This window comes from Streptomyces noursei, assembly GCF_016917755.1.
Classification (GTDB): Bacteria; Actinomycetota; Actinomycetes; order Streptomycetales; family Streptomycetaceae; genus Streptomyces; species Streptomyces yunnanensis.
Genome location: NZ_CP070326.1, coordinates 2,392,383 through 2,404,923 on the forward strand (window position 1 = coordinate 2,392,383; position 12,541 = coordinate 2,404,923).

At 73.6% G+C, this 12,541-nt stretch carries 10 protein-coding genes, 1 pseudogene and 1 riboswitch; of the genes and pseudogenes, 5 read left to right on the forward strand and 6 right to left on the reverse strand.

Annotated elements, in window-relative coordinates; genetic code table 11:
- Positions 1-183: 183 nt before the first annotated feature.
- Positions 184-314, reverse strand: a riboswitch (FMN riboswitch).
- A gap of 171 nt (positions 315-485) precedes the next feature.
- Positions 486-1,274, forward strand: coding sequence for an SDR family oxidoreductase (locus JNO44_RS10535; RefSeq protein WP_205363327.1), 789 nt, complete (start codon positions 486-488; stop codon positions 1,272-1,274).
- Positions 1,275-1,325: 51 nt separating this feature from the next.
- Here the strand turns inward: JNO44_RS10535 and JNO44_RS10540 are convergent, their stop codons facing one another.
- The gene (locus JNO44_RS10540; RefSeq protein ID WP_205363335.1) at positions 1,326-2,582 is read right to left on the reverse strand and encodes an ROK family transcriptional regulator; all 1,257 of its coding nucleotides are present in this window, start codon (positions 2,580-2,582) and stop codon (positions 1,326-1,328) included.
- Between the two features lie 70 nt (positions 2,583-2,652).
- On the opposite strand from JNO44_RS10540, the gene JNO44_RS10545 reads away from it, so the two are divergent.
- On the forward strand, positions 2,653-3,957 hold the full coding sequence (locus JNO44_RS10545; protein WP_205363337.1) for an MFS transporter: 1,305 nt from the start codon (positions 2,653-2,655) through the stop codon (positions 3,955-3,957).
- A 10-nt stretch (positions 3,958-3,967) separates the two neighbouring features.
- Here JNO44_RS10545 and JNO44_RS10550 read toward each other — a convergent pair.
- Positions 3,968-4,477: pseudogene (locus tag JNO44_RS10550) on the reverse strand (acyl-CoA thioesterase).
- A gap of 144 nt (positions 4,478-4,621) precedes the next feature.
- On the opposite strand from JNO44_RS10550, the gene JNO44_RS10555 reads away from it, so the two are divergent.
- Complete coding sequence (locus JNO44_RS10555; protein WP_205363339.1) at positions 4,622-6,016, forward strand: uracil-xanthine permease family protein; 1,395 nt, start codon at positions 4,622-4,624, stop codon at positions 6,014-6,016.
- A 41-nt stretch (positions 6,017-6,057) separates the two neighbouring features.
- Here JNO44_RS10555 and JNO44_RS10560 read toward each other — a convergent pair whose 3' ends face one another.
- Positions 6,058-6,513 (reverse strand): phospholipase, encoded by a 456-nt coding sequence (locus tag JNO44_RS10560; protein WP_205363341.1) that lies wholly within the window; start codon positions 6,511-6,513, stop codon positions 6,058-6,060.
- 279 nt (positions 6,514-6,792) lie between these two features.
- On the opposite strand from JNO44_RS10560, the gene JNO44_RS10565 reads away from it, so the two are divergent.
- Both JNO44_RS10565 and JNO44_RS10570 read left to right on the forward strand, forming a co-directional pair.
- Positions 6,793-7,548 (forward strand): DUF5995 family protein, encoded by a 756-nt coding sequence (locus tag JNO44_RS10565; RefSeq protein ID WP_275695745.1) that lies wholly within the window; start codon positions 6,793-6,795, stop codon positions 7,546-7,548.
- A gap of 72 nt (positions 7,549-7,620) precedes the next feature.
- Complete coding sequence (locus tag JNO44_RS10570; RefSeq protein WP_205363344.1) at positions 7,621-8,553, forward strand: TIGR03619 family F420-dependent LLM class oxidoreductase; 933 nt, start codon at positions 7,621-7,623, stop codon at positions 8,551-8,553.
- A 117-nt stretch (positions 8,554-8,670) separates the two neighbouring features.
- Here the strand turns inward: JNO44_RS10570 and JNO44_RS10575 are convergent, their stop codons facing one another.
- The 3 genes from JNO44_RS10575 to JNO44_RS10585 form a co-directional block, all read right to left on the reverse strand.
- Positions 8,671-10,392 carry a flavin monoamine oxidase family protein gene (locus tag JNO44_RS10575; RefSeq protein ID WP_205363352.1) on the reverse strand — a complete coding sequence of 574 codons (1,722 nt, stop codon included), beginning with the start codon at positions 10,390-10,392 and terminating at the stop codon, positions 8,671-8,673.
- 150 nt (positions 10,393-10,542) lie between these two features.
- Positions 10,543-11,349, reverse strand: coding sequence for a carbon-nitrogen hydrolase family protein (locus JNO44_RS10580; protein WP_205363354.1), 807 nt, complete (start codon positions 11,347-11,349; stop codon positions 10,543-10,545).
- A 179-nt stretch (positions 11,350-11,528) separates the two neighbouring features.
- Positions 11,529-12,443, reverse strand: a complete 915-nt coding sequence (locus JNO44_RS10585; RefSeq protein WP_205363356.1) for a LysR family transcriptional regulator — start codon at positions 12,441-12,443, stop codon at positions 11,529-11,531.
- Between the last annotated feature and the right edge of the window lie 98 nt (positions 12,444-12,541).

The following is a 12,541-nucleotide window of genomic DNA, read 5'->3' on the forward strand; positions in this document are numbered from 1 at the left end:
CGCGGTCTCTTCGGGGGCTGGGGTGGCCACCGGGTCCTCCTGCCTCTTCGGGCACGGACTCCGGGGCTGTCTGGACGACAGGAGCGGACGCTGAAGCCGCGCACACCGGAGCCGGAAAGCACGGCCCGACCGGAAAAGGACGTCCGGACGCGCCGCCGACGGCGGTGTACTCGAACTCGCCCGCCGCGCACTGCCTCCCATCCGGACTTTCACCGTCGGTGCAGGAATTCCACCTGCTCAACCGGCCGCTGGCTGCGGACGGGTCGCGGACTATTACCGCCGGTTCGGAATTACACCGACCCCGGAGTGCGCTGCTGCTTATGTCAGTACAGCCCCAGTCTGCCACGGCTGATCGTCCCCCATGCGAGCGAAGCCCTGTGGGCTGCCTCACAGGATGCGGGCGCGCCGCCTGTCGGAGCCGCCGCCGATGTTCCGTCATAGGGCGGGTACTCCTCTCCCCTTCTCCAAGGACGGACGGAACCGCGATGACGGTCACGACGGACATCCTCGTCACCGGCGGCACGGGCACCCTCGGGCGCGCCGTGGTCGACCGACTGCTGGACGGCGGCCATGGCGTCCGGTCGCTGAGCCGGCATCCGCACACCGGCACCGGGCGCCGCCGCCCGCGCTCGTACGCGGTCGATCTGCGGGACGGCACCGGGCTGGCCGAGGCGGTGGCGGGGGTGGACACGGTGGTGCACTGCGCCTCCACCCCCTCCGGCGGCGACACCGAGGCGGCCGGGCGGCTCGTCGAGGCGGCGCGCCGGGCCGGGGTCCGGCACCTGGTGTACATCTCGATCGTCGGCGTGGACCGGATCCCGCTGCGCTACTACCGCGCGAAGCTCGCCGTGGAGCGGCTGGTGGAGCAGTCCGGGCTCGGCTGGACGGTGCTGCGCACGACGCAGTTCCACGACCTGCTGCTGCGGCTGGTCAGGACGGGCGCCCGGTCGCCGGTCGTCCCGCTGCCGGCCGGGACCCGCGTGCAGCCCGTCGACGTCGGCGAAGTGGCCGATCGGCTGGTCGAGTTGGCGCTGGGCGGGCCGGCCGGACACGTCGCCGACATGGGCGGGCCCGAGGTGCTGACGGCCGGCGAGGTGGTCCGGATGACGCTGGCGGCGGGCGGGCGGCACCGGCTGCCACTGCCGGTGTGGCTGCCGGGCCCCTCGGCGGCGGCGTTGCGGCGCGGGGAGAACCTCGCCCCGGAGCACGCGGTGGGCCGGCGCACCTACGCGGAGTTCCTGGCGGAGCGGGCGGGTGCGCGGGTGGGCGAGTGAGCGCGGCGGCCGGCGCGGTGCGGCGCCGGCCGCGGGGCGTGTCGGGGCGGCTCAGGGGGTGGCGCCGAAGAGGTCGTCCTGGGCTGCCTCCCGGGCGGCGAGCACCGCGCCGCGCAGCACCGCCCGGCCGCCGACCGTCCCGGCGCGGACGTCGGTGCGCAGCGGGGAGAGTCGGGTCAGCCGTGCGGCGACGCGTTCGGCCAGCGGGTCGCCGCCGGCCCGGCCGATCTCGCCGCCGAGGACGACGCACCCGGGGTCGAGCACCGCGCACACGCCCGACACGCCGAGCGCGATCCGGGCGGCCAGCGCGTCGAGGAAGGCGGCGGGGCCGCCGGCGGTCACCGCGTCCCGGACCAGGGCCTCGGCGGGCGGCGCGGCGGCGTGTTCCGGGGTGTCGTCGGGGGCGGGCGCGAGGCCGTGTTCGGCGGCGAGCCGGACGATCGCGGCGGAGCCGGCGAGGGAGTGGAAGCCGCCGTCGCAGCCGGTGGCGGAGGGCAGTCCGCCGGTGCCGGGGACGGGCAGGAAGCCGATCTCGCCGGCGCCGCCGGAGGCGCCGCGGCGCAGCGTCCCGTCCAGCACCACCGCGGCGCCGGTGCCGTGGCCGAGCCAGAACAGGACGAAGGTGTCGCGGTCGCGGGCGGCGCCGTCCCGCTGTTCGGCGAGGGCGGCGAGGTTGACCTCGTTCTCCAGCAGGACGGTGCCGGCCCCGCGGTCGCGCAGGGCGCCGATCAGCGCGTCATGCCAGGCGGGGATGGAGCCGCCGAGCCGCCCGGTGGCCGGATCGATCAGGCCCGGCGCGCCGATGGCGAGGGTGTGCGGGCCGGCGGCGCCGGCCTCGGCGAGGGTCGCGTCGACGGCGGCGAGCGCGGCGGTGCGGGCCGCCGCGGTGGGGTCGGGTGTGTCGCGGGCCGGTCGGTCGCCGTCCCCGGGCGCGCCGAACGGGCCGATGGGGACGGTGCGTTCGGCGCGCAGTCGCCCGAGGAGGTCGGCGACCGCGACGGTGAGGCTGTGGGTGCGCAGGTCGAGGCCGACCAGATGGGCCCGGTCGGCGACGATGCCGTAGAGGCGGGCGTTGGGTCCGCGGCGCTGAGCGCCGCTCTCGCCGACGACGGCGATCAGCCCGGCCTCCTGGAGGCGGTCGACCAGATCGGCGACGGTGGGCCGGGACAGGCCGGTCAGCTGCCTGAGCTGACCGGCCGTCAAATTACCCTCGGACTGCAGGAGTTGCAGGGCCAGCCGGTCGTTGATCAGCCGGGCGGTGGTCGGGGAGGCGGTGCGGCCGGCGGCTGTCGCGAGCGGTGCATGCATGGCTTGATCCTTCCCTCCTCTAGGGCGGTCACCCTTATTATCAGGCAGGGTTCCTGATAATTTGCCGGCCATGGCTGGCAACGGCGTTCCCGACGCCACTCCCCGTGCCCCGCTGCCCCCACTCCCCGACCGCCGGCTGCGCCGCGCCCGCTGGGCGATCGCCGCGGTGTTCCTCGTCCACGGCTCGGTCACCGGGAACTTCGCCACCCGGATCCCCTGGATCCAGGACCACGCCCAGATCCCCCCGGGCCAGCTCGGTCTGGCCCTGGCCTTCCCCGCGATCGGCGCGTCGCTGGCGATGCCGCTGGCCGGCCGGATCGGCCGCCCTCCCGCCACCCGACCTCCGCCCCCAGAAGGCGGCGCTACGCGCCGAACCCCCGCAGGCACCCGCGCCGCGCTGCGCGGACTGCTCGCCCTGTGGACGCTGTCACTGGCGCTGCCCGCCCTCGCCCCCGGCCTGCCGGCGCTCTGCGGCGCGCTGTTGGTCTACGGCGGCACCTCGGGCATGGCGGACGTGGCGATGAACGCGCTGGGCGTGGAGACCGAGGACCGGCTGGGCCGGCCGATCATGTCCGGGCTGCACGGCATGTGGAGCGTGGGCGCGCTGCTCGGGTCGGCGGCCGGCACCGTCGCCGCGCACACCGGGACCGACGCCCGGCTGCACCTCGCGGGCGCCGCCCTGGTGACGACGCTGCTCGGGGTGCTGGCCTGCCAGGGCGTGCTGGATCTGCGCAGCGCCCCCGAGGAGCATCCGCCGCCGCGGTTCGCGCTGCCGCCCCGGTCGGCGTTGATCATCGGCGCCACAGGGTTCTGCGCGGTGTTCGCCGAGGGCGCCTCGCTGGACTGGTCGGCGGTCTACCTCCGCGACCGGCTGGGCACCGACGCCGGGCTGGCGGCGGCCTGCACCACCGCGTTCTCCTGCACGATGGCCGCCGCCCGGCTGGCCGGGGACAAGGTGGTGGCCCGCTTCGGCCCGGTGCGCACGGTCCGGGCGGGCGGGGTGCTGGCCACGGCCGGCGGGCTGCTGATCGTCACCGCCGGCCGTCCGGCGCAGGCGATGACGGGCTTCGGGCTGGTCGGCCTGGGGATCGCCGTGGTGGTCCCGCTGGCGTTCGCGGCGGCCGGGCACAGCGGCCCGGCCCCCGGCCAGGCCATCGCGGGGGTCGCCACCATCACCTACACCTCCGGCCTGATCGCCCCCTCGGCGATCGGCGGCATCGCCCAGGCGACCTCGCTGACCGGCTCGTTCCTGCTGGTGACGGCGCTGACCTTGGGTCTGGTGGCGGGGGCCGGGGTGCTACGGGTGCCGGGCCGCACGGCCGCGGCGGGCGCGCAGACCGCCGCCGACCGCGGACGCGCCCCGAAGCGCTCCTGACCGCGGCGGCTCAGGCCGCGTCGGCGCCGGCGTCGGTCCGCTCCGGCCGGAGCAGGTCCGCGGCGATCGCCCGGGCCCGGTCCGACCAGGGCGTGGGGCGCAGCGCCTGCGGGTCGCCCCGGACCAGGACCCGGTGGCCGCGGGCATGGGTCTCGGTACCGTCGGCGGAGCAGAGCCGGAAGCCGTACGTCAGGCCGGTGCGTCCGAGGCGCTCGACCCACAGGTGCACGGCGATGGGGGTCCCCCGCGCCGTTCAGGCGTGGGGGAGGCCGGCGCTGGTGACCGGGCGCTCGTAGGAGACCTTCATCTCCTTGATGACGTTGCACATGTCGCCCGCGGCGGCCCAGTCGCCGCCGAAGCCGAAGCCGTGCCAGTACTCGGCCCAGGCCCGCTCGGCCAGCAGCGGGTAGCGGGAGTTGTGGAGCATGCCGAGCGCGTCGAGGTCGTCGAAGTGGACGGTGACGGGGACCAGCTGCCCGTAGGTGACGGGGCCGGCGGCCTGGAGGGGTTCGACGCTCACGGGTGGTGCTCCTGGGGTTCTCAAGGGGGTGGTCCGGTGCTGGAGCGGCCGAGGGGCCGTCGCGACAAGCCCGAGCCATCGTAAGCGGCTGCTTAGAATGCTTCGCGTCCCCCTGTGAAGAACACATGAACAACTGGAGCAGTCATGGGCCTCGGTGTGCGCTGGACCGTGCACGGCGACGGGCGCAACCCGGCCCCCGGCGCCGTGGTCAGACCGGACGAGCGGCTGTCGTGGCCGCGGACGGTGGGGCTGGGTGCGCAGCACGTCGTGGCGATGTTCGGGGCGAGTTTCGTCGCCCCCGTCCTGATGGGCCTCGACCCCAACCTCGCGATCATGATGTCGGGCGTCGCCACCGTCATCTTCCTGCTGGCCACCCGCGGCCGGGTGCCCTCGTACCTCGGTTGCTCGCTGTCGTTCGTCGGCGTCGCGGCCGTCATCCGGGCGCAGGGCGGCACCAGTGCCACGGTGACCGGTGCGGTCCTGGTGGTCGGGGTCGCGCTGTTCCTGGTCGGGCTGGCCGTCCAGCGGTTCGGGGCGCGCATCATCCACGCCGCGATGCCGCCGGTGGTGACCGGCGCCGTGGTGATGCTGATCGGCTTCAACCTCGCGCCGGTGACGGCGACCACGTACTGGCCGCAGGACCAGTGGGTGGCGCTGCTGACCATGCTGGCGACCGGGTTCGCGGTGGTGTGCCTGCGCGGGTTCTGGTCGCGGATCGCGATCTTCCTCGGCCTGGTCTTCGGCTACGCCATCTCGTGGATCTTCGACCGGGCCTTCGGAATGATCCACTCCGTCAACGGCGCGGGGAAGGTGACCGACCACTGGCGGCTGGACTTCTCCGCGGTCGGCAAGGCGGACTGGATCGGTCTGCCGTCCTTCCACGGCCCGAGTTTCCAGTGGTCGGCGATCCTGGTGGCGCTGCCCGTCGTGATCGCGCTGGTCGCGGAGAACGCCGGACACGTCAAGGCGGTCGGCGAGATGACCGGTGACCCGCTGGACGACAAGCTCGGCACCGCGATCTCCGCCGACGGCGCGGCCTCGGTGCTCTCCACCGCGCTGGGCGGCCCGCCGAACACCACCTATTCCGAGAACATCGGCGTGATGGCGGCGACCCGGGTCTACTCCACCGCGGCCTACTGGGCGGCCGCCGGCTTCGCGCTCCTCTTCGGCCTGTGCCCGAAGTTCGGCGCGGTGGTCGCCGCGATCCCCGGCGGGGTGCTGGGCGGCATCACGGTGATCCTCTACGGCATGATCGGCCTGCTGGGCGCCCAGATCTGGGTGCACAACAAGGTGGACCTGCGCAATCCGCTCAACCTCGTCCCGGTCGCCGCGGGCATCATCATCGGCATCGGCGGGGTCAACCTGCGGCTGAGCGACAACTTCGAACTGGGCGGGATCGCCCTGGGCACCATCGTGGTGCTCACCGGCTACCACGTCCTGCGCGCCCTGGCGCCGGCGCACCTCAAGGAACAGCAACCGCTGCTGGACGAGGGCACCTCCGCGTACGACGCGGCGGGCGGCCCGGACGAGCGGTCGTGACGACGCGACGGCCCGGGGTGCGCCCCGGGCCGTCGCTCCGCTCACGAACCGAGGTTCTTGACGGCCTCGTAGTACGTCCAGGCCAGCCCGTTGCAGGACGTCTTCGTCGCGCCGGAATATCCCGCGCAGACCCGCTTCAGGTCCTCGTAGAGGGCGCTGTCCGAACGCGCCTTGTTGGCGGAGAAGGTGCCCGCCTGCTTGTAGTTGCGGTAGCCGAAGTCATGCCGGGCGCAGGAGAGTTTGAAAGGGAATCCGAAGGGATTGTCCGGGGACTTGGAGCAATAGTCGGTGGACCAGTCGAAATCGTAGGCGGCCCATTTCGCCTGATTGTTGCGGGCCGCCAGCCAGTTGTCGTAACTCGCCGCGCTGGTCTGTGTGAAACTCGCCATCACCTGCGGCTTGTCGGCGGGGGCGGCCTGGGCCGGGGCGGCGGCCACGGCCAGCGCGGAGACCGCGAGTAACGGTGTGACCAGCGTGGCGACGAGTCTTCGGGACACGAATCAACCTCCGGAAATCCACGCCGCGTTCGGGCGGCGCTTTCTGGCATGCCATATGGATGTGGGTGTTCTCAAAGGACATGGCGGAGACTTCGCCGTTCCCTGCGGCCCGACCGGAAATGCGCAGCGCGAATCGACGCGGCAGTGGGTACCGCGGGACGAGCCCGGCGCAGATCAGTGGGAAGAGCCTCAAGACGGCGGGCCGATTATTACTCCGTTCCGGTCAACTGTCCACGGGATTAGGCATATTCGGGGGTATGCCAATGCCACGCTGAACGGATGACGACCTTTCAGCAACATGTCGGAAACGGCCCGCCGCACACCGCCGCGGAATCCGTCGCCGGGCCCGCCGGCGGCGCCGGACCTGCGACGACCGCAGGAGTGGCGCAGGTACTGGAACGGATGCGGGCACTGGACCGGGCGCTGCCCACCGACGACGGGGTGGCCGTGTTCAACCGCGTCTATCTGGCCGTCACCGAGGCCGTCGCCGAGCGGGTCGGCGACGGTGCCTTCGAGGACCCCCGGGCCGCCGGCGAACTGGACGTGCGGTTCGCCCGCCGCTACTTCACCGCGGTGGACGCCGACGCCACCGGGCTGCGTCCACCGGCCTGCTGGCGGCCGCTGTTCCAACTGCGCCGACACCCCCGGATCCGCCCGCTCCAGTTCGCCCTCGCCGGCATCAACGCGCACATCGGCCACGACCTCGCACTGGCGGTGGTGGACGCCTGCCGGGCACTGGAGTGCGAACCCCCCGCCCTGGAAGGCGACTTCGACCGCATCGGCACGCTCCTGACCGGCCTGGAGGAGGGCATCCGGGAGACCCTGATGCCCGGTCCCGACCTCCTGGACATCGCCGATCCGCTCACCCATCTCGTCGGCTCCTGGAGCCTGGAGATGGCCCGCGACGGCGCCTGGGCCGCGGCCCGGATGCTGTGGGGTGCCCGCCGGCTCCCGGACGTGGCCGAGGAGTTCGCCGACCGCCTGGACGCGAGCGTCGGCCTGATCGGGCGCTGTCTGCTGACCCCGCTCGGCTAAGCCCGTGGGGCATCGAAGCGCTCGGCGGCGACGTCGTTCCACGGCCGGGCGCCCCGTCGTAGGGTGCGGTCCATGACGTTACGACTGGGACTGGGGTTGCCCCAGATGCCGCAGTACGACCCGCGGCGCGATGTGCGGGACGTGGCCCGCGCCGCGGAGGAGATCGGATTCGACAGCGTCTGGGGCTTCGAGCGGACGCTGGTCCCGAACGAGCCGCTCGACGGGCTCTACGGCGTCCCGGGCCAGCCCTGGCCCGACTTCTACCGCCACTGCGCCGACCCGTTGGTCACCCTGACGCTGGCCGCCGCCGTCACCGACCGGGTCCGGCTGGGCAGCAGCGTGCTGGTCTCCGGGCTGCATGCGCCGTTCCCGCTCGCCCGGATGCTGGCGACGCTGGACGCGGCCAGCGGCGGGCGGGTGCTGGCGGGCCTGGGGACCGGCTGGTCCCAGGACGAGTACCGGGCCGCCGGGGTCACCGCGTACGCCGACCGCGGCGCCCAGCTGGACGAGCTGCTGGACGTCTGCGCGGCGGTCTGGGGCCCCGACCCGGTCGCGTACCGGGGCCGCTGGACGGAGATCGCGCCGGCCTCGGTCGGCCCCAAGCCGGCCCGTCCGGTCCCGGTCTACCTGGCCGGGAGCAACGGCCGGGCCCTGGACCGGGTGGCGCGGCGCGCCGACGGCTGGCTCCCCGGCCATCTGACGGGCACCCGACTCGCCCCGCTCCTGGGGAGGTTGCGGGCGGCGGCCGAACGGCACGGCCGGGACGCCGGGGAGCTGGACGTCGTCCTGCGGGTCGGGATCGACCTGACCGGCGCGCCGCTGCCGGAGGACGGCCGCCGTCCGTACACCGGCAGCCACGAACAGGTGCTGGCGGATCTGGCCGGTGCCGCCGACGCCGGTGCCCGGGAGGTCCTGCTGGACTTCCAGGCGCACTGCCGGGACGGCAAGGAGCTGACCGACCGGGCCGCCGACCTGTACGGGCGGATCCGGGCGGCCGGGCTGTAGCACCGGGCCGGCGGGCGCGACCGGCCGGGCGGAAGCGGACGTGCGCAGGGCCCCGGATCGACCGGGGCCCTGCGCACCTCAGTTGGCGCTCGTGTCGACGCGGCGCCCTGGGACCGCTCAGTCCTCCGGGAGCTCCACCGGGGCGATCTCGTCGTAGACGTCGCCGGGGCCCGGGTTGGTCGCGTCGGTGCCGCCGCCGAGGTGGTGCATCACGCCCCAGACCGCGTTCAGCGCGGTCTGGATGGCGCCCTCGGCCCAGCCCGCCGTCCAGGAGATGTCGTCGCCGGCGAGGAAGATGCCGCGCTTGTCCTCGGGGAGCAGCTCCTGCATGAAGTGGGTGAACAGGCGCCGCTGGTAGCGGTAGTGGCCGGGCAGGTTGGCCTTGAACGCGCCCATGAAGTAGGGCTCGTTCTCCCAGGACACGGTCACCGGGTTGCCGATGATGTGCTTCCGGATGTCGACCTTCGGGTAGATCTCGCCGAGCGACTTGAGCATGACCTCCATGCGCTCGTTCGCCGACAGCGGCAGCCACTTCAGGCTGTCGTCGCACCAGGTGTAGGAGAGGCAGATGACGGCCGGCTGGTCCGGGCCGTTGTCGAGGAGGTACGTCCCGCGCGTCATGCGGTCGGTGAGCGTCATCGACATCACGTCGCGGCCCGTCTCGTTGCCCTCGTCGTCGACGGCCTTGTCCAGCCAGAACGGCCGGTCGACGGGGACGAAGAGCTTGCTGGACTCCATGTAGTGGGTGCGCTCGATCGCCGTCCAGTGGTCGATCGGGAACAGGTCGTCGTCGCAGTCGATCTTCGACAGCAGCATCCAGCTCTGCGCGGTGAAGACCACCGCCTTGTAGGAGCGGATGTCGCCGGAGGCGTCGGTGACGGTGATGCGGTTGCCGGCGGTGCGGTGCAGCCGGGTCACGGCCGGCCGCGGCGCGCCGTCGTGCAGCGACGACAGCGAGGTGCCCGGCGCCCAGTGCACGATCTTGCGCGGCTCGCGCTCCCACAGGCGCAGCGGCAGCTGCTGGGAGCCGCCGACGATGCCGCGGTGGTGGTCGTCGGCCTCGGTGTAGACGACCCGCAGGATCTCCAGGATGGAGTTGGGGAAGTCGGTGTCCCAGCCGCCGGTGCCGAAGCCGACCTGGCCGAAGATCTCGCGGTGCCGGAAGGACCTGAACGCCTTGGAGTCGCAGAGGAAGCCGTAGAAGGTCTGGTTGTCGAGCTTCTCGACGAGCTGCGCCCAGATCTCGCGGATGCGCGGGACGTCGCGCTCGCGCATGGCCTGGTTCATGTCGGAGAAGTCGGCGCCCTCCTCCAGGCAGGCGTTCCACGCCTCGGCGACCTGGCGGTAGACCGCGGGCAGGTCGTCGAGGGTCTCGGCGTAGTGCGACTCGCCCTTGAGGTCGACGACGGTCGAGGGGGTGGCCTCGGCGAGCGGGTTGGGGAACGGTTGGGTCGTGAGGCCCACCAGGTCGATGTAGTGCTGGAGCGCGGTGGAGGACGGCGGGAAGCGCATCGCGCCCAGCTCGCAGTTGAGGACACCTTCGTCACCTGCGGCGGAGCAGCCGTCGAAGCCGACCGTGCGCAGTCGGCCGCCTATCTGGTCCGCCTCGTAGACGACGGGCTTGAGGCCCATCTTCATCAGCTCGTACGCGGTGACGATGCCGGAGAGGCCACCGCCGACGATGGCGACCTCGGTGCCGTGCTCGGTCGCCGGGATCTGGCCCAGGCCCGCCGGGTGCGCGAGGTAGTCGTCGTACGCGTAGGGGAAGTCCGGGCCGAACATGGTGATCGGCGGCTGCGCGGTGGTGTGCGGGACGGCGGGGGGCACCGTGGACGTCATCGGGCGGACTCCTTGCGAGGGGGCGGGCATAACAGGGCGTATCGGGCGCTGCTGGGCGCGCCGGGACGCCGTCGTGGGCGGGGGCTCCAGACCGCGGCGGCGGACCGGGGGCGGTGCGGGCGGGGTGCGGCGGGCGCGGTGCGGCGCCGGTCAGGCGAGGTCGGTGTAGAGCTCCGGCCTGCGGTCCTGGAGGTAGGGGTTGTTCTCCCGCGCTTCCTTCAGGAAGTCCGGGTCCACCGCGGCCTGCACCAGCTGCTCGGAGCGCCCGGCACGGGTGCGGACGACCCCGTCGGGTCCGGCCAGGCAGCTGAGGCCAACGAACTCGAACTCGCCCTCCGCGCCGACCCGGTTGACGTACGCCACGTACATCTGGTTCTCGAAGGCGCGGACCGGGATCATCTGCTCCGGCACGATCTGGAAGGGGTGCATCTGCGCGGTGGGCACCAGCAGCAGATCGGTCCCGGCCAGCGCGTGCGCCCGGACGTTCTCCGGGAACTCCACGTCATAGCAGATCAGCAGGCCGATCCGGAGTCCGTCCAGCTCCGCCTGGACGACCTGCCGGTCCCCCGGGGTGAACCACTCGCGCTCGAAGCAGCCGAAGAGGTGGGTCTTGCGGTAGTTGGCCAGCGGGGTGCCGTCGGGGCCGATCAGCCGGGCGGAGTTGTAGACCACGCCGTGCTCCTCGGGGGCGCGCTCGGGGTAGCCGTAGAGCACCGCGATCCGGTGTTCGGCGGCGATCGCGGCGACGGCCCGGGCGCTGGCGCCGTCGGCCGGCTCGGCCAGGCGGTGCAGGTCGCCGCCGATCGCGTAGCCGGTGAGGAACAGCTCGGGGCAGGCGAGCAGCCGGGCGCCGGTCGCGGCCGCCTCGCGGGCCGCCTCGTCGAGGACCTTCAGGTTGTGCGCCACGTCGCCGGGCCGTCCCGAACTCTGGAGCAGGGCGGTGTGCAGTGGCGACATGGGACCCCTCGGTGACGGCGGTGCGGGCGGGACGCATTGACGGTACGGGGCGCCGACGATCCGGGACAAGGCGCCACCGTTGCGCGGCGGCGGACGATTCGTTGCGCCTTCAAGGGCCACCGCGGCGATTCGTTGCACGGGGCATTCGCGCCGGTCGGGCGGGGTGCCCGCGGAGTGGCTCAGGCCACCACGGCGGCCACCGTCGCGCGCACCACCCCGCGCAGCCACACATGGCCCGGGTCGGCGTCCTGCCGGGGGTGCCAGGCCATCACCATCCGCAGCGGCGGGAGGTCCAGCGGGACGGGCAGGGTGCGCAGACCCAGTTCCCTGATCATCGAGGCCCCGGCGCGCTCCGGGCCCATGCCCACCGCGTCGCTGTCCCGCACCATCATCAGCGCCGCCGCCAGGGTCGGGACGGTGGCGATCACCCGGCGGCGCAGCCCGTGGTCGGCCAGCGCGGCGTCGATGGGGCCGGTCAGCCGCCCGCGCCGGGAGAAGTTGAGGTGCGGCGCGTCGGCGTACCGGCGGACGGTCAGCGGCCTGGCGGCCAGCGGGTGGCCGTCCCGGACGACCGCGACCGCGCGGTCGGTGAACAGCGGCACGGTGCGGATCTCCGACTGCGGGCCGCCGCCCACGCCCAGTTCCAGGTCGGCCGCGCCGTCCCGCAGCAGCGGCAGATCGGCATGCCCCTCGCCGAGGAACCGCAGCACCACCCCCGGCGCCTGCCGGGCGACCCGGGCGAGCAGCGCGGGCCCGAGGAGGGTGACGAAGAGGTCGCTGGCGTTGATGGCGAAGCTCCGGGCCAGCCGCGCCGGGTCGACGGGGGCGGGCGGGGTCAGCACCACCTGCGCGGCCTCGACCAGCCGCCGCACCTCGGCCTTGATCTCCAGGGCGTGCGGGGTCGGCACCATGTGGCGGCCGGCGCGGACCAGGATCGGATCGCCGACGGTCCGCCGGATCCGGCCGAGCGCCCGGCTCATCGCGGGCCCGGAGAGCCCGATCCGGCCGGCGGCGCCGGTGACGCTCTCTTCCTCCAGGAGTGCGTCCAGGGCGATCAGCAGGTTGAGGTCGATGTTTGCGTATCGCGCGATCATGGCGGCACACCTTGCAGTTGAGATCAACTGAGCGGGACTCTACGCGCGGCCCATGGTCACGTCTGCACCGCCGTCGACCGGCGCCGCAGGCCCCCGCA

Excerpts from the sequence above, each read along its gene's own strand:
- JNO44_RS10585 (WP_205363356.1), bottom strand. The coding sequence starts at position 12,443 with ATGATCGCGCGATACGCAAACATCGACCTCAACCTGCTGATCGCCCTG.
- JNO44_RS10540 (WP_205363335.1), bottom strand. The coding sequence starts at position 2,582 with ATGCATGCACCGCTCGCGACAGCCGCCGGCCGCACCGCCTCCCCGACC.
- JNO44_RS10535 (WP_205363327.1), top strand. The coding sequence starts at position 486 with ATGACGGTCACGACGGACATCCTCGTCACCGGCGGCACGGGCACCCTC.
- JNO44_RS10565 (WP_275695745.1), top strand. The coding sequence starts at position 6,793 with ATGACGACCTTTCAGCAACATGTCGGAAACGGCCCGCCGCACACCGCC.
- JNO44_RS10545 (WP_205363337.1), top strand. The coding sequence starts at position 2,653 with ATGGCTGGCAACGGCGTTCCCGACGCCACTCCCCGTGCCCCGCTGCCC.
- JNO44_RS10575 (WP_205363352.1), bottom strand. The coding sequence starts at position 10,392 with ATGACGTCCACGGTGCCCCCCGCCGTCCCGCACACCACCGCGCAGCCG.
- JNO44_RS10555 (WP_205363339.1), top strand. The coding sequence starts at position 4,622 with ATGGGCCTCGGTGTGCGCTGGACCGTGCACGGCGACGGGCGCAACCCG.
- JNO44_RS10580 (WP_205363354.1), bottom strand. The coding sequence starts at position 11,349 with ATGTCGCCACTGCACACCGCCCTGCTCCAGAGTTCGGGACGGCCCGGC.
- JNO44_RS10570 (WP_205363344.1), top strand. The coding sequence starts at position 7,621 with ATGACGTTACGACTGGGACTGGGGTTGCCCCAGATGCCGCAGTACGAC.